Here is a 19,723-nt window from a genome sequence, read left to right on the forward strand (position 1 = left end):
TTAACACCCCTCTAGCCCTTGGCCCTGGCCACGGCGTTTTGCACGATCTCGCGGATGTCCACCGAGACCGGACAGCTCTTGATGCACCGGCCGCAGCCGCAGCAGGCGACGAGCCCGTCATGCAGGGTGGGATAATAGCTGAACTTGTGGCCCACGCGGTTTTTGAGGCGATGGGCCTTGGTCGGCCGGGGGTTGTGGCCCGAGGCCTCCAGGGTGAACTGGAAGTGCATGCAGGCGTCCCAGGAACGCATGCGCCGGCCGGACATCCCTTTGGGCTCGTCGGTGATGGTGAAGCAGTAGCAGGTCGGGCACAGGTAGGTGCAGGCCCCGCAGCTGACGCACTTGTCCGACTGGTCGCGCCAGAAGTCCGCGTCGTCGAAGGCGGCCAAAAGCGCCGCCGGAGAGGCGGCGATGTCCGGGGCCTCGCCCAGGACCTCCCGGGCGGCGGCCTTGACCGCGGCGGCTTCGTCGGCCTTGGCCGCGCCGTCGGCCAGCGCCGGGTCCTCGAGCAGGGCCGCGCCCTTGTCCGTGACGGCCTCGGCCGTGTAGCCGCCGGCCACGGGGGTCAGCAGCACGTCCGAGCCCGAGCCGTCCGCCGGGCCGGAGCCGACCCAGTGGCAGAAGCAGGTGTTTTCCACGTTGGCCGCGGCGCAGGCCATGGTCACGAAGACCGTGGCCTCGCGGGCGGCGATGTAATACGGGTCCGGGAACTTCTTGCCGATGTAGACGCGGTCGAAGATGAGGAATCCCCGCGCCCCGCAGGGCTTGGCCCCGAAGACCACGGTGGGCTCGGCTTCGGTCGAGGCAATGAGCTTGAGGGTGGGCTTGCCGGGATCTTCCGGGTCCTTGCCCTGCTCGTAGCGGAACAGTTCCTGGCAGGCCGGGAAGACGGCGCCCTTGGGCGGGGCGGTGGCGTCGCTGTCGAAGACGGGCCGGCAGCCCGGCGCATAGGGCCGGAACACCACGCCGCCGCCTTCCGCGACGGGAACGAGCACCCGGCTCTTGGCGGCCAGGGACTTGAGCCAATCGGGGAGCTTGTCGCTCGCGATATATTTGACAGCGGCCATTACCAGCTACGCTCCTTGATGTTGTCTTCCTCGAGCTTGAACTGCAGCAAGGGCGGGATCGCCTGCGGGTCCACGCCGGCCTGGTAGTCGAACAGGTCGCGGATGGTGCGGTTCAGGTGCTTTTTGAGGGCCAGCACCGGGATGTCCATGGGGCAGGCCCGCTGGCACTCGCCGCACTCCGTGCAGCGTCCGGCCAGGTGCAGGGCGTGGACGACCTGGAACATGAGCTTTTCCGTGGCCGTGTCGTCCTGGGTCAGCCAGTGGGGCTCGCGGCTCTGGGCGATGCAGTGGTCGCGGCACACGCACATGGGGCAGGCGTTGCGGCAGGCGTAGCAGCGGATGCAGCGCTCCATGTGGTAGCGCCAGAAGGCCATGCGCTCGGGCACGCTCATGGCGTCGAGCGCGGCCAGGTCGGCGTCCGCGGCCGCGGCCGGGGCGGCCGGGGCGATGGGGTCGCCCACGTAGGCGTCGGCCAGCACCGCGTTGGGGAACTGGCAGCGGCCGCACTTGTCGGCCCGGACCTCGGCCAGGGGCATGGCGGTCGTCTGGCCGCCGGCGGTGACGGAGACCGTCTTGCCGTCGTCGGTCACGGCCGTGACCGTGCCGGCGGAGACGCCGGCACCGGCGAGTCTGGCCTTGACCTTGGACAGGTCGATCACGCCCGTACACGGCATGCCGAAGATGACGACGTTGTCGCGGTTGATGAGGTTTTCCTGGAGCAGCTCGACCACCGAGCGGGAGTCGCAGCCCTTGACCACCACGCCGACCTTCTTGCCCGTGAAGGTGGGCAGGTACACGGCGGGGTTGTGGACGTTGAGCGGGCCCCATTCGAGCTTGTCCACGTCGGCGTCCGTGCGCATGAAAAGCGGCGTGTTGTGGAGGGGGTCGTAGCCCTTCTGCCAGCCGATGACGCATTCAAGGCCCGGCAGGGCCTCCTTGATGCGGGTTTTGAGCTCCTCAAGCCGCGACACGGTTGCCTCCTTGGCCGAGCGCCCCGGCCGCCGCCTTGGCCAGCATGTCCGCGGAAACGGCGTCGAAACGCGGCGCGGGGCCCAGGGCGTGAATCTGTTCGGTGAACACCGTCACCACCTTCTGCCAGCGCTGGCCTTCCGAGGCCGAGACCCAGGTGTAGTCGAACCGGCCCGGGTCGATGCCGAGGATGGGCAGGAAGCGCTTGAGCACTTCCAGGCGACGCCGGGCGTAGAAGTTGCCTTCGGCGTAGTGGCAGTCGCGGGGATGGCAGCCGGAGACGAGCACGCCGTCGGCCCCATTGATGAGCGTCTTGGCGATAAAGAGCGGATCGATGCGCCCGGAGCACGGGACGCGGATGATGCGCAGGTCCGTGGGTTGGCCGAAACGCCCGACGCCTGCCGTGTCCGCGCCGCCGTAGGAGCACCAGTTGCACAGAAATCCGACGATACGCAGTTCCTTGCCGGTCAGGACTGGCATAAGGCGTTGACCTCCGCGAGGATTTGGTTGTCCGTGAAGTGGGACAGCTGGATGGCGCCCTGGGGACAGGTCGAGGTGCAAAGGCCGCAGCCCTGGCAGACCGTCTCGATGACCTCGGCCTTCTTCTGGCCCCGGAACTCCACTTCCTTGATGGCCTTGAACGGGCAGGTGATGATGCACTTGCCGCAGCCGACGCACCGCTTGATGTCCACGCGGGAGATCTGCGGGTCGCTTTCCAGCATGTCCTTGGAGAACAGCGCCAGCACCTTGGCGGCGGCGGCGCTGCCCTGGCCCACGGACTGGGGAATGTCCTTGGGGCCCTGGCAGGAGCCGGCCAGGTAGACGCCGGCGGTGTTGGTCTCCACGGGCTTGAGCTTGGGATGGCTCTCCATGAAGAAGCCGTACTTGTCGTAGGAGATGCGCAGCTTCTCGGCGAGCTTGGGCGCGCCCACGGCCGCTTCCGCGCCGGCGGCCAGGACCACCAGGTCGGCTTCGACCTCGACCTGGGTGCCGGCCAGGGTGTCCGCGCCGCGCACGATCATCTTGCCGTCCTTGGGGTAGACCATGGCCACGCGGCCGCGGATGTAGCGCGCCCCGTACTCCTCCATGGCCCGGCGGGTGAACTCGTCGTACATTTTGCCGGGCGAGCGGATGTCCATGTAGAAGACGTAGGACTGGGAATCCGGGATGTGGTCCTTGGTCAGGATGGCCTGCTTGGCCGTGTACATGCAGCAGAAGCCCGAGCAGTACGGCCGGTCCAGGGACTTGTCGCGCGAGCCCACGCACTGGATGAAGACGACGTTTTTCGGCTCCTTGCCGTCGGAGGGCCGTTTGATGTGCCCGCCCGTGGGGCCGGAGGCCGAGAGCAGGCGCTCGTACTGCAGGCCGGTGATGACGTCGGGGTAGCGCCCGCCGCCGTATTCCGTCACCTTGCTGATGTCGAAGAGGTCGTAGCCCGTGGCGGCGACGATGGCCCCCACGTCCTCGGTCACGATCTCGTCGGCCATGTCGTACTTGATAGCCCCGGTGGGGCAGACTTTCGCGCACACGCCGCACTTGCCCTTGACGAACTGGCGGCAGGTGGTCGGGTCGATGACCGCCTTCTTCGGGATGGCCTGGGGGAAGGGGATGTTGATGGAGGTGCAGGGCCCGATCTTTTCGTTGAACCGGTCAGGGTTCTTCTTGCTCGGGCACTTCTCCATGCAGGCCCCGCAGCCGGTGCACAGGGTCCAGTCGACGTAGGTGGCCTTTTTCTTGACCTGCACCTGGAAGTTGCCCACGTAGCCGCCGATGGCGTCCACCTCGGAGTAGGCGTGCAGGGTGATGTTTTCGTGCTGGGCCACGTCCACCATCTTGGGGCCGAGGATGCAGCTCGAGCAGTCGACCGTGGGGAAGGTCTTGTCGAGCTTGGCCATCTTGCCGCCGATGGAGGATTCGCGCTCCACCAGGACGACCTGGAGGCCGCCGTCGGCGCAGTCGAGCGCCGCCTGGATGCCGGCCACGCCGCCGCCGATGACCATCACGCGCTTGTTGATGGAGAACTTGCTCGGAGACAGCGGCGCGTCGCGCCGCAGCTTCTCGATGGCGATGCGCACCAGATCCACGGACTTGTTGGTGTTGGCCTCGCGGTCCTTACCGATCCAGGAGACGTGCTCGCGGATGTTGGCCATCTCGAACATGTAGCGGTTGAGTCCGGCGCGCTCCACGGCCCGGCGGAAGGTGGGCTCGTGCATGCGCGGGGTGCAGGAGGCCACCACCACGCCGGTGAGGTTCTTGTCCTTGATGGCCTGGATGATGCCGTCCTGGCCGGGCTCCGAGCAGGCGTACATGGTGTCCGTGGCGTAGACGACCTCGGGAAAGTCCAGGGACGCCTTGGCCACGGTCGCGGTGTCCACCGTGCCTTCGATGTTGCTGCCGCAGTGGCAGATGAAAACGCCGATTCGCATGGCCTACGCTCCCTTCGCCTGTGCGTCCGCGCCCGAGAGGGCCTTGTTCAGTACGGGCCTCGGGTCGATGCACAACTGTCCGAAACCGAGTTCCTCGTCCGCGACATTGAGGGCCACGCCCATGAGCTGGGTGAAATAGGGCACGGGGATGCGGAAGTTGGTCCCAAGGGCCCGGTTGACCTGTCCCTGGCGCAGGTCCAGGTTCATCTGGCAAAGCGGGCAGGCCACGGCCACCATGTCCGCGCCGACGGATTTCGCCACGTCCAGGAGCTTGCCCGTGAGCCGGGCCACGATGTCCTGGCGCGGGATGCCGTAGGAGGCGCCGCAGCACTCGACCTTGAGCGGGAACGGCACGACGGTGGCCCCCATGGCGGACAGCACGTTGTCCATGGCCATGGGGTTCTCGCAGTCGTCGAAAGCCATGAGCTCGGGCGGCCGGTTCATGATGCAGCCGTAGTAGCAGGCGACCTTGAGGCCGGTCAGCGGCGTGCGCACGGCGGCCTTGATCTCGTCGAGGCCGACTTTTTCCACCAGGGCCTGGAGCACGGAGATGGCTTCCACGCCGCCGGCGTAGGGGGCGTCGAGGAGCTTGTTGACCTTCTCGGCCATGGCCGGCGCTTCCATCCGGTGGTTGGCCGTGCGCAGGTTGGTCAGGCAGCTCGGGCAGGGGGTGGCGGCGGAGGCGATGCCCATGCCGGAGACGAGCTGGAGGTTTCTGGCCGACAGGGCGGCGGACAGCACGTGGTCCTTGGTGTGGGCCGGGGTGGAGCCGCAGCAGCTCCAGTCCGGGATGTCCACCAGGTCGAGCCCCAGCGTCCGGCACACGGCCCGGGTGGAGGCGTCGTATTCCTTGGAGGTGCCGAGGCCCGAGCAGCCCGGGTAGTAGGCGATGGCTTCGCTCATGAATTGGACTCCCTCTCGAAACGCTCGAAGATGCGGGCCACGTGCTCCTTGCCCGCGATCTCGTGGGGCTTCAGGGAGAGCTTGCCCTTGGGGAAGATCTTGGGTCCGAGGTCAAGGTCGGTCCAGAAGCGGCCGGTGCGCATGACGTAGTTGACGGTGAGCCCGAGCTCGAACACGCGGCCGTGGGCCTTGACCGAGTCCAGAAAGCTGTCCCAGAACGTCTTGACCTGCGGCACGGCGGCCAGTCCCTCGCGCCGGGCCATGTGGCGCAGCACGTCCATGACGCAGGCCACGTCGATCTGGTTGGGGCAGCGGGTCGTGCAGGACTCGCACGTGGCGCACAGCCAGATGGACTTGGAAGACAGCACGGTCTTCTTCTGTCCTGCCTGGACCAGGCGCATGATCTGGCTGACGGGGATGTCGTAGGCGAAGGTGTACGGGCAGCCGGCCGTGCAGTTCCCGCACTGGTAGCACAGGCTGACGTTCTGCCCGGACTCTTCCTCCACCCTGTGAACGAAATCGCCGTCGTAGTCGCGGGTGAGATTGATGGTCTGCATACGATCCTATCCGGTTGACGTGAAAGAAACGGGTCTATCTCAAGCGGTTCGCCCTGACGCCCGAGGGCAGGAGAAACGACAACCGCGGTCCGAGGTGGATAGCATGGCGGTCATTGCTTGACCACCCCGGACCGGGTGTCGCACCTGGAGGATGATTTTTCAAAAATTTTACAGAAATTCTTATTATTTCACTGTATTGATCGAAAACTGCTTTGTAACGAACCGGAACAATTGTGTAAAAAAGTCTCCCGGCCAGGACGCGTTTCTGGTCTGTCCGGGGCTTGGGGCGGCGGGAAAACGCGTCCGACCTCCCCGATGGCCGTCCCGTCGGCGCGCCCCTGACGGGACTTGGCGCGCGGCCGCAAGATCCCTCCGGGTCCGGGACGTCTGCCACCGTCTCGGCCGGAGAGCCGCCCCCCTGGCGGCGGGCGGCGGCCGGATGCTCGAAGGGGGGCCCGGAGGCCCCCCTTGACGCGTCAGTCGTCCTTCCTACAGGGCGGACGTGTAAATGGCAGCCACGTCCTTGTCGGTCGGGCAGCGGGGGTTGGTCAGACCGCAGGCGTCCTTCTGGGCGTTGCCGGTCATGGTCGGGATGTCGGTAGCCTTGACTTCCTTGCCATAGCGCTTGCCGAGCTCGACGAGGCCGGACGGAATGCCGATGTCGGAAGACAGCTTGCGGATGGCCTTGAGCGCCAGTTCGGCGGCGTCGCGCGGGGCCAGGCCGGCGATGTTCTCGCCGAACAGTTCGGCCATGCGGGCGAACTTCTCGACCTTGGCGATCAGGTTGAAGCTCTCGACATGGGGCAGCAGGATGGCGTTGCACTCACCGTGCGGCAGGTCATAGAAGCCGCCCAGCTGGTGGGCCATGGCGTGCACGTGACCGAGGCTGGCGTTGTTGAAGGCCATGCCGGCCAGGTACTCGGCGAAGCACATGCCTTCGCGGGCTTCCATGTCCTGACCGTTGGCCACGGCCTTGCGCAGGTACTTGAAGATCAGCCGGAAGGCTTCCTCGGCGCAGGCGTCGGTCATCGGGTTGGCGATGGTGGACACGAAGGCCTCGACGGCGTGGGTCAGGGCGTCCATGCCGGTGGCGGCGGTCAGCGCCGGGGGCATGCCGACCATGAGGACCGGGTCGTTGATGGCGATGTGCGGGGTGACGCGCCAGTCGACGATGGCCATCTTCACGTGGCGGGACAGGTCGGTGATGATGCAGAAGCGGGTCATTTCCGAGGCGGTGCCGGCCGTGGTGTTGACGGCCAGGTAGGGCATGAAGGACTTGGAGGACTTGTCCACGCCTTCGTAGTCATGGATCTTGCCGCCGTTGGACACGACGAGGCCGATGCCCTTGCCGCAGTCGTGGGAAGAACCGCCGCCCAGGGTGATGAGGCTGTCGCAACCCTCTTTCTTATAGACGTCGACGCCCTTGTGGACGTTCGCGTCGGTGGGGTTGGGGATAGTCTCGTCATAGACGTGGTACTTCATGCCGGCGGCGTCGAGGAGGTCGGTGATCTGTTTGCAGATGCCGACTTTCACCACGCCCTTGTCGGTGACGATCAGCGGCTTGGAGCCGCCCAGGGCCTTGATCTTCTCGGGGATGGCCTTGGCGGCGCCGATGCCGATGAGGGTCACGCTGGGAATGAAGAAACCGTAGACTTGCTCGCGAACTGCCATGGTGCCAACCTCACTTGGGTTAAGGTTATGGTTTTGCGAACGGACCCCAAACCTGATTTCCTTGCGGCTTTTGGGTAAACGCTTCTCCCTGTGAAGCAATTCCCGGGCCAGTTTCTGCAGTAAGTTATTTCAATGTGTTGCGATCACGCCTGGATGGCCGGCGGGGCAGTCTGGCCGCGCCGCCCCGGGCCGGGGGTGTCCCATAGGGACACAGCCGCGAACGCGGTGGGTAAAAAACGGCCAATTCAGGGGGTTGGAGCAGGGTGGACAAGTTGCCCCACGCTTGTGCTTCGATTGGGTAAAAAGGTCACAGGCGCGGCGCGTGGGACGAGTTGACCCCTATTCGAGAAGAACGGAGAAAAATAAATTATGTTATTATACCATGTTAGAAAAAGTTTTCGCCGGAGGCCCGAGAAGGCGAGATGACACGCCCCCCGGCGAAGCACACGGGCGGCCGCACCGGTTGCCCCGAACCTCCCACCCTTGGCGGGCTTGGCGATCACGGGCGCGATGGCGTCACCAAGAAGGCTTGACGCAGGGCGTCTGATTGGTCATTTTGCCAAATGTGAAGCAAGAGGCGGCGGCCCGCGGCCCGGAACGCGGCGGCTCGGGAATAATCTGGATCATTTTCGTATGAAACTGCGCCGATGCGCAGCCGGGAGGCGACCATGGAAAGGAAGGCGTCCGTGCTGGGGCGATTGGCTCTTCTGGATCGGTATCTCACCCTGTGGATATTCCTGGCCATGCTGGTCGGCGTGGGCCTGGGCTGGCTGGCCCCGGGCGTGCGACGGCTGGTGGACTTCTTCCAGGTCGGGACCACCAACCTCCCCATCGCCTTGGGGCTCATCCTCATGATGTACCCGCCCCTGGCCAAGGTGCGCTACGAGGAGATGGGGCGGGTGTTCCGGGATTTCCGCGTGCTGGGGCTGTCCCTGGTCCAGAACTGGGCCGTGGGCCCGGTGCTCATGTTCCTTTTGGCCGTGGTCTTCCTGCCCGACAAGCCGGCCTACATGTCCGGGCTGATCCTCATCGGCCTGGCCCGATGCATCGCCATGGTCATCGTCTGGAACGACCTGGCCGGCGGCGACCGGGAGTACTGCGCCGGGCTGGTGGCCTTCAACGCCGTGTTCCAGGTGCTCTTTTTCGCTGTGTACGCCTGGTTTTTCCTGTCCGTGCTGCCGCCGGCGCTGGGGCTGGCCGGCACGGCGGTGCGGGTGGGCATGGGCGAGATCGCCCAGAGCGTGTGCCTCTACCTCGGCGTGCCCTTCGTCGCCGGCCTGCTCACCCGGTTCGTCGGTCTGCGGCTCAAGGGCCGGGAGTGGTACGAGGAGCGCTTCATCCCGCGCATCAGCCCCGTGACCCTGGTGGCTTTGCTTTTCACCATCCTGGTCATGTTCTCCCTCAAGGGCGAGGTCATCGTGGCCCTGCCCCTGGACGTGCTGCGGGTGGCCCTGCCCCTGCTCGTCTATTTCGGGGCCATGTTCGTCCTGTCCTTCTGGCTGTCGCGCCGGGCCGGGGCCAGCTACGAGCAGTCGGCCACCCTGTCCTTCACCGCCGCCTCCAACAACTTCGAGCTGGCCATCGCCGTGGCCGTGGCCGTGTTCGGCCTGGATTCCGGCCAGGCTTTCGCCGCGGTCATCGGGCCCCTGGTCGAGGTGCCGGCGCTGATTGGCCTGGTCAACGTGGCCTTGTGGATACGCCGCCGGTATTTCCCCCACGCCGTGGCCACGCCGGCCGGGGTATGCCATCTGGCCTGCCCGCCCGGGGCGTAACCGGACCGTCACGGCGGTTCATATAGGGTGAGGCAATGCGAGACCCCGGGAGGCAAGTCATGAAGCGGGTGCTTTTCATCTGCGTGCACAACAGCGCCAGAAGCCAGATGGCCGAGGCCTATCTGCAACGGTTCTGCGGCGAGGCGGCCGTGGTGGAGAGCGCCGGCCTCGACCCCACCGCCCTCAATCCCCTGGTCGTGGCGGTCATGGCCGAGGAGGGGATCGATCTTTCGGCGAGAAGGACCCGCCGGGTCTTCGACCTGTACAGGGACGGGCGGCTTTTCGACTACGTGGTCACGGTGTGCGAGGAAGCCATCGAGGAGCAGTGCCCGGTCTTCCCGGGCGTGACCCGCCGGCTGCACCTGCCCTTTCCAGACCCGGCCGGCCTGGTCGGCACGGACGAGGAGCGGCTGGAAAAGGTGCGGGACATCCGCGACCGGATCAGGGAGCGCATGGCCGACCTGGCCGAGGAGATCCTGTCCGGCCGGGAAGAGGGGAGGCTGGCATGAGCGCCAAGACCAGAATTCTCTTTTTGTGCACGGGCAACGCCTGCCGCAGCCAGATGGCCGAGGGCTTCGCCCGGGCCGACCGGGGCGAGGCCGTGGAGGCCTTTTCGGCCGGCGTGGAGAAGCACGGCCTCGATCCCCGGGCCGTTGTCGTCATGGCCGAGGCCGGGGTGGACATCTCGGACCAGGCTTCCAAGCTCGTGTCCGAGCTGCCGGACGTCGCCTTCGACTACGTCGTGACCCTGTGCGGCTCGGCCCATGACCTGTGCCCGTTCTTTCCCGGTCCGGTCAAAAAGGTCCACGTGCCCTTCGAGGATCCGCCGGCCCTGGCCGCCGGCGCGGCTTCCGAGGAGGAGGCCCTGGACCGCTACCGCGAGGTGCGCGACGCCATCCGCGCCTTCGTGGCCGGGCTGCCGCAGAACCTCGAGGCGGCCGATTAGGCCTTTCCCGGCGGCGTGATCTCGCGCACGCCGTCCGGCCCGGCCACGACGATAAGCGCGGCCAGTCCCACGAACAGCCCGTGCCCGGCCACGCCGGCCCGGGCGTCCAGGATCGCGGCCAGCCCGGCCGGGTCGTCCAGGGGGCCGAAGGCGCAGTCCGCGACGACGTTGCCGCGTTCGGTGCGCATGGGATCGCCGTCCGGGCGTAGGCGCAGGGCCGGACGGCCGCCCAGGCCTTCCAGGAAGCGCAGCTCCGAAGCCAGGGCGAAGGGCGTGATCTCCACCGGCAGGGGGTGCCTGGCGCAAAGGCGCGGCGAGAGCTTGCCCGCGTCGGCCACGATGACCAGCCGCCGGGCCGCCTGGGCCACGATTTTTTCGTACAGCAGCGCGCCCCCGCCGCCCTTGACGCAGTCGCCGGCCGGGTTGATCTCGTCGGCCCCGTCGATGGCGATGGCCAGTTCCGGCGCGTCGTCGAGGCTGGCCACGGGCAGCCCTTCCAGGCGCAAAGCCTCGGCCATGAAATGGGCCGCCGGCACGAACACGGTTCCGGCCAGCTCGCCGCGCCGGTGGCGCTCGCCGAGAAACGGCACGACGGCCACGGCCGTGGAGCCGTGGCCCAGGCCCACGGCCATGCCCGGCCCGACCAGGGTGGCGGCCCGGCCGGCGGCGGCGCGCTTGAACGCGGCAATGTCCTCGGGACGCAGGGAAGGTGTGGTGTCCATGGCCCGAGGATAGCCCAGGCCGGGCCGTTCGGCAGCAGGTTTTCGCTTTCGGGCGCGGGAATTTTCGCCGCGCGGTTTGCCTTTTGCCGGCAAACGGTGTTTAGTCTCAAAGCGTGCGACCCGTCGGACCCGAGCCCGTCGCGGCTCGCCGCGAAACCGACCGAACCAACCAGCTGCGAGGCGACCATGCGACCCGAGATCCTCAAGACGCGCATCTTCCTGGACGGGGCCGACCCCGAGGAGACCCGACGGGTCATCAAGGCCCTGGGCTTTCTGGACGGCCAGACCACCAACCCGAGCCTTCTGGCCAAAAACCCCGAGGCCCAGGCCCACAAGGTGGACGGCAACAAGTTTTCGGCCACGGCCATCTACCAGTTCTACAAGGAACTGTGCCAGGAGCTCTCGGCCATGCTGCCGGACGGCTCCGTGTCCATCGAGGTCTACGCCGACGAGACCACGACCGTGGCGGCCATGCTCGAGCAGGCCCGGGAATTCGACACCTGGATCGAAAACGCCCACATCAAGCTGCCGACCACCGCCCCGGGCCTCGAGGCGGCGAACGTGCTCACCGGCGAGGGCCGGCGCGTCAACATGACCCTGGTCTTCACCCAGGCCCAGGCCGCCGCGGTCTACGCCGCCACCAAAGGCGCGGCGCGCGGGGCCGTGTTCCTCTCGCCCTTCGTCGGCCGCCTGGACGACCGGGGCGAAAACGGCATGGAGCTCATCGCCAACATCCTCAAGATGTACGCCGCCGGCGACGGCCACGTGGAGACGCTCACGGCCAGCGTGCGTTCCATGGAGCATTTCCTGTGCGCCCTGGCCTACGGCAGCGACATCATCACCGCCCCGGGGTCCCTTCTGCTCGCCTGGGCCGAGGCCGGCATGCCCATCCCCGGCCCCGGCTACGTCTACGCCCCTTCCGGCCTCGCCCCCATCCCTTACGAAGCCATCGGCCTGGACGGACCCTATGCCTCGTACGCCATCGGTCATCCCTTGACCGACGCCGGCATGGCCAAGTTCTCGGCCGACTGGAATTCCCTCATCGACATGGGCTCCTGAACCGGACGACGCATCGTCTCCATGGCCCGTCGCGCCAGCGGCGGGCTTTTTTTTTCGATGGTCGCGGATTGCGACCAACATTTCAAAAATGAAATATTTTTTGTACAGAGCAGGCACTGGTCCGAAGCAGGCGACATCCGCGTCAAGCAACGAGGGAGCAGGGTTTGAAGAAAAACATCAGATGACCTGAGCACGAAAGGGGCAGGTGTACAAGGAGCGAAAATATGCTAGCAAGATAAGACTAAGAGGACTGCCCGGCATGGCCAGTAACGGGCGGGAAAAACGGGATGCGACCGTAAGGAGGTTTATCGGAGTATACGCGTTGCCAGGGTTGAAGGGTGGTTTGGGTCCTGACGCGCACGTCGCCGGCACGGTTTGTCGCCCGCGCACCATGATTGTCCAGTGATGCGTCGAACGAACGGAAGCACGAGGAGCTATTGCATGTCCATTGGCAGCAAACCTATCTATAAGTCGCTCTATTTCTGGGTCATCTTCGGGATTGTCGCGGGTATCGTCCTGGGTCTCATCCCGGCCACGAAATCTTTCGCCGAAAGCATGCAGCCATTCGGCACGGCGTTTATCCGCATGGTGAAGATGATCATCGCCCCCATCATCTTCTGCACCGTGGTCACGGGCATCGCCAAGATGGGCGACATGGGCAAGGTCGGCCGCGTGGGCATCAAATGCATGGTCTACTTCTGGACCATGACCCTTTTCGCCCTGGCCATCGGGCTCGTGGTCGTCAATCTCTACAAGCCCGGCGCGGGCATGGACGACTACGCCGCCAAGATGCAGTCCAACCAGAAAGAGATCGCCAAGGTCGAGGACTTCGCCGGCAAGGCCAAGAAGATGTCCACCGTGGACTTCCTCATGAACATCGTGCCGACTTCCGTGGTCGACGCCTTCGCCAAGGGCGAGATCCTGCAGGTGCTCTTCTTCTCCATCCTCTTCGGCGTCGGCCTGGCCAACCTGGGCGAAAAGGCGAAAAATTTCGTCAAGATCATCGACGAGTTTTCGCGAGGGCTCTTCAAGGTCGTTCACTACATCATGTATTTCGCGCCGTTCGGCGCTTTCGGCGCCATGGCCTACGTCGTGGCTTCCCAGGGGACCGAGGCGCTCTTCAAACTCCTGTACCTCATGCTCGGCGTGTACACGACCTGCATCATCTTCATCTTCGTGGTCCTGGCCCTGGTCTGCCGCATGGCCAAGTTCTCCCTGTGGCGCTACCTGGTCTACATCAAGGAGGAGATCCTGCTCGTGCTCGGCACCTCCTCCTCCGAGGCGGCCCTGCCGCGCATGATGGCCAAGCTGGAGATCGCCGGGGCCGACAAGTCCGTGGTCGGCCTGTGCCTGCCCATGGGCTATTCCTTCAACCTGGACGGCACCTGCATCTACCTCACCATGGCCGCCGTGTTCCTGGCCCAGGCCACCAACACGCCGCTCGACATCTCCCACCAGCTCTACCTGCTCTTCATCCTGCTCCTCACCTCCAAGGGCGCGGCCGCGGTCACGGGCGGCGGCTTCATCACGCTGGCCGCCACGCTCCAGACCGTGGGCACCATTCCGGTCGCCTCGCTGACCCTGCTTTTGGGCGTCGACCGCTTCATGTCCGAGGCCCGGGCCATTACCAACCTCATCGGCAACGGCATCGCCACCATCGTCGTGGCCAAGTGGGAAAACGCCCTGGACGAGCGCAAGCTCGCCGCGGTGCTCGCCGGCAGCGACGACGAATACGCCGACGATCCCGAAGACGCCCTCATCGACGAGGACGCCGCCGGCGAGGCGAAATAGCGCCGCCCGCCCGCGTAAGAAACGCCGCCGCCCGGCATGGACCGGGCGGCGGTTTTTTGTGACGGGCGCATTGACAAAAAACCCCGGCCGGACCATTTTCTTGTAACGAGGTATCATGTGCTGCTTCGGGAGGCGCACCATGACGTCGGCACGGGTGATGATCGTCGAGGACGAAGCCATAACCGCCATGGCCACGGGGGCCATGCTCAAGCGCCTGGGCCACGTGGTCACGGCTTCGGTCGCGTCCGGCGAGGCTGCGCTCGAGGCTTTCCGTCGCCAGGCGCCCGACCTCGTGCTCATGGACATCCGCCTGGACGGCGACCTGGACGGCATCGAAACGGCCGAGGCCATCCGCCGCGACAGCGAGGTGCCGGTGGTCTTCGTCTCGGCCTACGTGGACGAGACGACCCGCAGCCGCGCCGACGAGACCAAACCCTTCGCCTTCATGCCCAAACCCCTGGACGAATACGAATTGCACGCGCTGATGAACCGCGTGCTCGGAGCCGCCGCGCCTTGACCGGCACGGGCTTCGAGGCCTTCGGCCTGGACGGCGACTTCACCGCCGCCTTTCTCGCCGCGCGCCGCGTGGCCGACCTGGCCGAGCGCGATCCGGCCGCCGTGTCCCTGGCCGCCGTGGATGCCCTGGCCGGGCTGCTCTCCCGCAACGACCACGCCCGCCAGACCCAGGCCCGCATCCTCTACCGCGACGCCGCCGGCGTGCTGGTGACCCTGCTCGCCAGCGCTCCGGCCCCTTTGGCCAAGGCCTCGCGACAGGCCCTGGGCGCGGCCCTGGCCGTGCCGGGAAAGCCCCGGCTGGCCGCGGCCGAGGCCGTGGGCGCGCTGCCCTTGCCGGGCCTGCGCGGTCCCGTTCCCCCGGAGGTCGACGGCGAGGCCGCGCCATCCACCTTCGCCGCCCTTCTCGACCGGGCCGGGGCCGATCCCGCCGCCGTGCCGCGCGCCGCCGGCCGCAGTCTCCTCGTCCCCGCCCGCGATCCGGGCCGGCTGGTCGTGGTCAAGCGCCTGCGCCGGGACGAGGACCCGCGCGGCCTGGCCCTGGAGGCGGCCTGGATGGAACGCTGCGCCGGCCTGCCCTTTCCTGTCCTCTGCCATGTGCCGTCTCCCTGTCGCCACGGCGCGGCCCGGCTCTTCGCCGTGTCCGACCTGCCGCCGGGTGCGGCCGGCCTCGATCCCTCGGGCCGCTGTCTGGCCTACCTGGCCGAGGCGGACTATTTTCGCTACCCCAACGAGGCCGGCCGGCCGCTGGGCGGCGAGGCGCTCGTTACGGTCATGGGCCGGGCCGCGCTGCTCCTCGGCTGGCTGGCCGGCCGGGGCATCGTCCATGAAGCGGCCATCCCCCTTTTTCACAACCGGGTCCAGCGCGACCGCCGCGACGATGGCGGCGTCTACGACTGGCGCTTGCCCGGCCGCCTGGACCGCTGGCTGCACTCCTCCCTGCACCCCAATTTCGGCCCGTCGGGGCTGCGCGATTTCGAGCACCTGGCCGCCGTGCCCCCCGGCGGCACGGGTGGGGGCCGGCTCTACCGCCGCATGGGCGACCATGTGGTGAGCCTGCTGCTCGTGGCCGGCAGCGCCTTTCGCATGCGTGAGCCGCGCCTGGTCGGGCGCGGCCCGGACGGCCGCCCGGCCGACGCCCGCCACCTCTTCGACGAGGCGCTCCTCGCCCGGGTCGTGGCCGAGGTCTTCGCCCGCTACCACGAGGGCTTCGCCGGCGCGCCGCCCCGGGCCATGCCGCTTTGCCCCGATACTCTCGTCCGGCGCATGGTCGCGGAGATGGGCGTGGACCGCCACATGACCGAACTGTTGCGCCTGGCCGACCAGGAGGCCATGACCGACGCCGACTTCACGACCTTTCTCGTCTCGCGCGGCCTGCCCCCGGAAGACGCCGCCCGCCGCCGCCGGGGCGAGGCCGATGTGGAGCTCGAAACCGGTCCGCACCTGGGAGCCTTCAACAACCGCACCAGCCTGCCCGAACTGAACGAAGCCGCCGCCGCCATGGTCGCCGCCTGCCTCGCCGCCCGCCACGAGCGGGACCGGAGAGGGGAATAGGGGGAGGATGGGAGAAGAGGAAGGGAACGCCTCCGGCGGCCAGGAGGGGCGACGGCCCCTCCTGGACCTCCCGAAAGGGAAAGACCTAATGCATGTTCGGCAAGCGTCCGATAGGCCGGGTGAGAGACCGCGGGAGGACGCCATGACGGGCGAACGCACAAGCTGGGTCGCGGCCCTGGAGCGGTTGGGACTGCTCAAATACCTTCTGGCCACGCTGTTCACCGGCTTGGCCTGCTTCCTGATTTTCGGGGCCTATTATCTCGAGGAGCTCTCCCGCCGGCCGCCGCGCCGGCCCACGCCCCCGGCGGCGCTTCTGGCCGAGCCCGAGCCCGCCCCGGCCTTCGCGCTGCGGGCCGCGGTCTCCCGGGTCGTGCGCTTCGCCGCCGCGCCCGAGGCCCCGGCCGGCTTCTCCTTCTACGACATCGCCACCGGCGAGACGCCGGCCTCCCTGGCCGAGAAGCTCTCCCGCAAGCGCTTCGCCGTGTCCCGGGGCCGTGGCGAGGCCTGCGATTTCGCCCAGCCCCTGGCCGTGCCGGCCGGCGGCCGGGCCGCCGTGGCCGACTTCATCCGCGCCCGCAGCCGCGACTGCTGCGCCCTGGCCGGAAACCTGCCCGGCCAGCTCGTCACCTACGCCTTCTCCCGCCCGGCCGAGGCCGGCGGCAAGGACAGGGCCGGGCCCATTGCCGGCGCGGCCGTCTTTTCCGAGGTCGGGGCCGGCCTGCTCACCGTCAGCCTGCGCTTTTCCGGCAACATCGAAGGCTACCAGGTGGCGCTCACGAAACATTTGAGCGAGCGTTTCGGGCCGCCCGAGCCCATGGGGCAGGGCGGCGCGGCCTGGGCCAGGGACGGGGGCCTCGTGACCATGGCCCGGGCCGGCGGCGCATTGGCGGTCACGGCCTATTTCGCCGCCAACATCGACCGCCACGCCGCCACGGCCATGAAGCTGGCCGGCCGGCCCGCGCCCAGGCAGCCCGACGCCCCGGCCGCCCGGCGGCTGGCCATGGTGAACGGGACGGAGGGGAGCGCGCCGCAATAACGGCGGGGGCGACGCCTCCGGCGGCCAGGGCGCTGCCCTGGACCCGCCAGGGGCCTGTGCCCCTGGACCCCGATGGGGGGAGAAATCAGGACAAAAGTCGGACCCAGCCGAGAGGGTGGCCGGCGGCGTTCTCGCAGGGCGTATCGCCCGGCTGGGGAAAGGGGGGCTGGCCGGGAAAGGCTTCGCTTGCGAGTTCGCCGGCCAGGTCGTGGTCGGGATGGGAAAAAAGCACCCGGCCCTCGGGGTCGACCGCGACCAGGGCCTTGTCGCAGGCCCGGGCCAGGCCGAAGAGCAGGCCGCGGTAGAGCTGGGCCGCCGCGTCCGTGGGGCAGGGCCGCTCGCGCCGCTTGCGGGTGATGGCCATCTCCAGGTTGGCCTTGAGGTCCAGGAGCTTGACCGGCTTTTGGATGTAGCCCGCCGCGCCCGTGGCGGCCACGCGGTCCATGATGTCGCGGTCCACGGCCGCCGTGAGGAAGATCACCGGCGCGCCGACCGACTCGATGATGGCCCGGGCCGCCGTCACGCCGTCCATGGTCCCGGCCAGGTTGATGTCCATGAGCACCACGTCCGGGGCGTGCGTCGCAGCGCCGGGCACGGCCTCCTCGCCGGTCTCGATCACGCCGCATACGCCGTAGCCCAGGCGTTCCAGGATCTTGACCGCCACCCGGGCCGAGAGCGGGTCGTCCTCGACGATGAGCACCTTGCGGCGGAGAGCGTCCTCCATGGCGGCGTCCGGGAAAGGCCGGCTCAGCCCTGGCCGGAGAGCTGGATTTTTTTGTGGGCGTCCTGGATTTTGTAGTACAGGTCGTCCATTTCCGCCGGCTTCATGAGGTAGTCGAAGGCTCCCTGCTCCATGCCGCGAATGGCCACGTCCACGTTGGCGTGGCCGGTGAGCATGATGACCTCCACCCGGGGATGGGCCTGCTTGATGCGCGAGAGGGTTTCCATGCCGTCCATGCCCGGCATCTTGACGTCGAGCAGGACTACGTCGATGGGGTTGGCCGCCAGGGTCTCCAGGGCCTGTTCGCCGCTGTTGGCCGTCAGCACCGAAAGCCCCCGGCGGGACAGGCGCTTGCGCAGCGTGTCCACGTAGCTTTCCTCGTCATCGACCAGAAGCACTCGCACCGCTGCTGCCTCGCTCACGAAAATCCCTCCGCTTGGACATGCCGACGTTGCCGTTTCATAGCCGTGCGACGCGTGAAAAGCAACCGCGCCCGTGTTGACGCCGCTTCCGGTCGGCTCCATAGTGCCGGCCAATCCGCTCCCCGGGAGTGCCCATGCGCGATCTCGACATCGCCGCCCTGTGCGGCATCGCCCGGCTGGCCGGCCGGGCCATCCTGGACGTGGCCCGCGGCGACCTGGCCGTGGCCGAAAAGGACGACCGCACGCCCGTGACCGCCGCCGACAAGGCGGCCAGCGACGTCATCCTGGCCGGCCTCGGACAGACCTTCCCGGGCCTGCCGGTCGTTTGCGAGGAGACGGAAGAGGTTCCCTACGCCGTGCGCCGCGCCTGGCGGCGCTTTTTCCTGGTCGATCCCCTGGACGGCACCAAGGAGTTCATCCGGGGCACGGACGAATACTGCGTGCTCATCGCCCTCGTCGAGGACGGCCGGCCCGTCTGCGGCGTCGTCCACGCCCCGGCCGCCGACACGACCTATTGCGGCGGCCCCTCGATCCCGGCCACCCGGCGCCTCGGCGGCGGCCCGGCCGAACCCGTACGGGCCGTGGCCCCCGCGCCGGGCGAACCCCTGCGGGTCATGGCCAGCCGCTCCCACCCCGATCCCGGGCTCGACGCCTATCTTGCGCGCTTTCCAGACGTCCGGACCGCCAGCCGGGGCAGCGCCCTCAAGCTCGCCGCCCTGGCCGAGGGCGCGGCCCATCTCTATCCCCGCCTGGGGCCGACCAGGGAATGGGACATCGCCGCCGGCCACGCCGTGCTGCTCGGCGCGGGCGGCGCGCTGAGCGCCCTGGACGGCGCGCCCTTCCTCTACAACAAGCCCGACCTGCGAAACGGTCCCTTCGTGGCCCGCTCTTTCCCCGGCGAGCTCATTGACGAAATTTCCATACTCGGCTAGTCGGGTAAGATCAGTGCAGCCGTTTCACGTCGCGGGCGACGTTTTCGGTAGCTGGAGAAGCCATGCGCACGCGATTCACACTCTTCATCCACGGGTCGGACCCGGAAAACGCCGACATGGAACAGGCGCTTCGCCGGTGGTGCGACAGGGAACTGCCGGACGGCTACGCCCTCGACGTCCTGGACGTCGGGCGCTGGCCCGTCACGGCGGAGAACTTTCCGGTCCAGGTCACCCCGGCTCTGGCCCGCGACGACGGGACGCGCCTGGTCGTCGGCGACCTGTCCGACGTCGAGGCGGCCATGGAACTCCTCGGCATCGTTTCGTTGCCCGTCGCCAGTTGCGCCTCGTAGCCCGCAGTTTCTTCCGGCTCAGTCCGCCGCCGATTCCTCGTGGGACAGGCAGTGGATGGTCCCCAGCCCCCAGACCAGATCCACGGCATGGATGCCGACCACCTCGCGGCCCGGGAAGGCCTCGGCCAGGATGCCCAGCGCCAGCCGGTCGCGGGCGTCGTTGAAGGTGGGCACCAGCACCAGGCGCGGCGTGATCAGGAAATTGGCGTAGCTGGCCGGCAGGCGCTGGCCCCGGAACACCACCGGGCGCGGCATGGGCAGGTCCACGACCTGGAGGGTGGCGCCGTCGGCCAGGCGCGCTCCGGTCAGCCG

Annotated in this window: 21 protein-coding genes; 10 read left to right on the plus strand and 11 right to left on the minus strand. The window is 67.8% G+C overall.

Annotation, left to right across the window (positions count from 1 at the left end):
• Window positions 1–11: 11 nt before the first annotated feature.
• The 7 genes from Q1K70_RS17725 to Q1K70_RS17755 all read right to left on the minus strand — a co-directional run bounded on the left by Q1K70_RS17725 (window position 12) and on the right by Q1K70_RS17755 (window position 7,593).
• On the minus strand, window positions 12–1,067 hold the full coding sequence (locus tag Q1K70_RS17725) for a 4Fe-4S dicluster domain-containing protein (RefSeq protein WP_300162446.1): 1,056 nt from the start codon (window positions 1,065–1,067) through the stop codon (window positions 12–14).
• Window positions 1,067–2,038, minus strand: coding sequence for a 4Fe-4S dicluster domain-containing protein (locus Q1K70_RS17730; RefSeq protein WP_300162449.1), 972 nt, complete (start codon window positions 2,036–2,038; stop codon window positions 1,067–1,069). Before Q1K70_RS17730 ends, Q1K70_RS17725 begins: the two co-directional genes overlap by 1 nt.
• Window positions 2,025–2,516 (minus strand): hydrogenase iron-sulfur subunit, encoded by a 492-nt coding sequence (locus Q1K70_RS17735; RefSeq protein ID WP_300162452.1) that lies wholly within the window; start codon window positions 2,514–2,516, stop codon window positions 2,025–2,027. The genes Q1K70_RS17730 and Q1K70_RS17735 overlap by 14 nt, the downstream gene beginning before the upstream one ends.
• Window positions 2,504–4,462 carry a CoB--CoM heterodisulfide reductase iron-sulfur subunit A family protein gene (locus Q1K70_RS17740; protein ID WP_300162455.1) on the minus strand — a complete coding sequence of 653 codons (1,959 nt, stop codon included), beginning with the start codon at window positions 4,460–4,462 and terminating at the stop codon, window positions 2,504–2,506. Before Q1K70_RS17740 ends, Q1K70_RS17735 begins: the two co-directional genes overlap by 13 nt.
• 3 nt (window positions 4,463–4,465) lie before the next feature.
• Entirely contained in the window at window positions 4,466–5,365 is a 900-nt protein-coding gene (locus Q1K70_RS17745) for a CoB--CoM heterodisulfide reductase iron-sulfur subunit B family protein (protein ID WP_300162459.1), read from the minus strand.
• On the minus strand, window positions 5,362–5,922 hold the full coding sequence (locus Q1K70_RS17750) for a 4Fe-4S dicluster domain-containing protein (RefSeq protein WP_300162461.1): 561 nt from the start codon (window positions 5,920–5,922) through the stop codon (window positions 5,362–5,364). The genes Q1K70_RS17745 and Q1K70_RS17750 overlap by 4 nt, the downstream gene beginning before the upstream one ends.
• A 489-nt stretch (window positions 5,923–6,411) precedes the next feature.
• Window positions 6,412–7,593: an iron-containing alcohol dehydrogenase gene (locus Q1K70_RS17755; protein WP_300162464.1), complete on the minus strand. Its 1,182-nt coding sequence runs from the start codon at window positions 7,591–7,593 to the stop codon at window positions 6,412–6,414.
• Between the two features lie 668 nt (window positions 7,594–8,261).
• Between Q1K70_RS17755 and arsB the strand changes: the two genes are divergently transcribed.
• The 3 genes from arsB to Q1K70_RS17770 are packed head-to-tail and all read left to right on the plus strand — an operon-like array spanning window position 8,262 to window position 10,311.
• On the plus strand, window positions 8,262–9,365 hold the full coding sequence (arsB, locus tag Q1K70_RS17760; RefSeq protein WP_300162467.1) for an ACR3 family arsenite efflux transporter: 1,104 nt from the start codon (window positions 8,262–8,264) through the stop codon (window positions 9,363–9,365).
• Between the two features lie 59 nt (window positions 9,366–9,424).
• On the plus strand, window positions 9,425–9,874 hold the full coding sequence (locus Q1K70_RS17765; RefSeq protein WP_300162471.1) for an arsenate reductase ArsC: 450 nt from the start codon (window positions 9,425–9,427) through the stop codon (window positions 9,872–9,874).
• Complete coding sequence (locus tag Q1K70_RS17770; protein WP_300162474.1) at window positions 9,871–10,311, plus strand: arsenate reductase ArsC; 441 nt, start codon at window positions 9,871–9,873, stop codon at window positions 10,309–10,311. The genes Q1K70_RS17765 and Q1K70_RS17770 overlap by 4 nt, the downstream gene beginning before the upstream one ends.
• Here the strand turns inward: Q1K70_RS17770 and rpiA are convergent.
• Window positions 10,308–11,033: a ribose-5-phosphate isomerase RpiA gene (gene rpiA, locus Q1K70_RS17775; RefSeq protein WP_300162477.1), complete on the minus strand. Its 726-nt coding sequence runs from the start codon at window positions 11,031–11,033 to the stop codon at window positions 10,308–10,310. The genes Q1K70_RS17770 and rpiA overlap by 4 nt on opposite strands.
• A gap of 186 nt (window positions 11,034–11,219) precedes the next feature.
• On the opposite strand from rpiA, the gene Q1K70_RS17780 reads away from it, so the two are divergent.
• The 5 genes from Q1K70_RS17780 (at window position 11,220) to Q1K70_RS17800 (ending at window position 16,986) form a co-directional block, all read left to right on the plus strand.
• Window positions 11,220–12,092: a transaldolase family protein gene (locus Q1K70_RS17780; RefSeq protein ID WP_300162480.1), complete on the plus strand. Its 873-nt coding sequence runs from the start codon at window positions 11,220–11,222 to the stop codon at window positions 12,090–12,092.
• A gap of 441 nt (window positions 12,093–12,533) precedes the next feature.
• Window positions 12,534–13,883 (plus strand): C4-dicarboxylate transporter DctA, encoded by a 1,350-nt coding sequence (gene dctA, locus Q1K70_RS17785; protein ID WP_300162483.1) that lies wholly within the window; start codon window positions 12,534–12,536, stop codon window positions 13,881–13,883.
• A 139-nt stretch (window positions 13,884–14,022) separates the two neighbouring features.
• Window positions 14,023–14,400: a response regulator gene (locus Q1K70_RS17790; protein ID WP_300162486.1), complete on the plus strand. Its 378-nt coding sequence runs from the start codon at window positions 14,023–14,025 to the stop codon at window positions 14,398–14,400.
• The gene (locus Q1K70_RS17795; protein WP_300162488.1) at window positions 14,397–15,950 is read left to right on the plus strand and encodes a SidJ-related pseudokinase; all 1,554 of its coding nucleotides are present in this window, start codon (window positions 14,397–14,399) and stop codon (window positions 15,948–15,950) included. The genes Q1K70_RS17790 and Q1K70_RS17795 overlap by 4 nt, the downstream gene beginning before the upstream one ends.
• 142 nt (window positions 15,951–16,092) lie before the next feature.
• Window positions 16,093–16,986: a hypothetical protein gene (locus Q1K70_RS17800; RefSeq protein WP_300162491.1), complete on the plus strand. Its 894-nt coding sequence runs from the start codon at window positions 16,093–16,095 to the stop codon at window positions 16,984–16,986.
• An 85-nt stretch (window positions 16,987–17,071) separates the two neighbouring features.
• Here the strand turns inward: Q1K70_RS17800 and Q1K70_RS17805 are convergent, their stop codons facing one another.
• Both Q1K70_RS17805 and Q1K70_RS17810 read right to left on the minus strand, forming a co-directional pair.
• Window positions 17,072–17,710, minus strand: coding sequence for a response regulator (locus tag Q1K70_RS17805; protein ID WP_300162494.1), 639 nt, complete (start codon window positions 17,708–17,710; stop codon window positions 17,072–17,074).
• 23 nt (window positions 17,711–17,733) lie between these two features.
• Window positions 17,734–18,135 (minus strand): response regulator, encoded by a 402-nt coding sequence (locus Q1K70_RS17810; protein ID WP_300162512.1) that lies wholly within the window; start codon window positions 18,133–18,135, stop codon window positions 17,734–17,736.
• A 128-nt stretch (window positions 18,136–18,263) separates the two neighbouring features.
• On the opposite strand from Q1K70_RS17810, the gene cysQ reads away from it, so the two are divergent.
• Entirely contained in the window at window positions 18,264–19,061 is a 798-nt protein-coding gene (cysQ, locus tag Q1K70_RS17815; RefSeq protein WP_300162497.1) for a 3'(2'),5'-bisphosphate nucleotidase CysQ, read from the plus strand.
• A gap of 62 nt (window positions 19,062–19,123) precedes the next feature.
• Window positions 19,124–19,411 (plus strand): circadian clock KaiB family protein, encoded by a 288-nt coding sequence (locus tag Q1K70_RS17820; RefSeq protein ID WP_300162500.1) that lies wholly within the window; start codon window positions 19,124–19,126, stop codon window positions 19,409–19,411.
• An 18-nt stretch (window positions 19,412–19,429) separates the two neighbouring features.
• Here the strand turns inward: Q1K70_RS17820 and Q1K70_RS17825 are convergent.
• Window positions 19,430–19,723, minus strand: a 294-nt coding sequence (locus Q1K70_RS17825; RefSeq protein WP_300162503.1) for an agmatine deiminase family protein, incomplete at its 5' end; no start/stop codon positions are given.

It is taken from the genome of Solidesulfovibrio sp. (genome assembly GCF_029978005.1).
In the GTDB taxonomy this organism is placed as follows: domain Bacteria; phylum Desulfobacterota; class Desulfovibrionia; order Desulfovibrionales; family Desulfovibrionaceae; genus Solidesulfovibrio.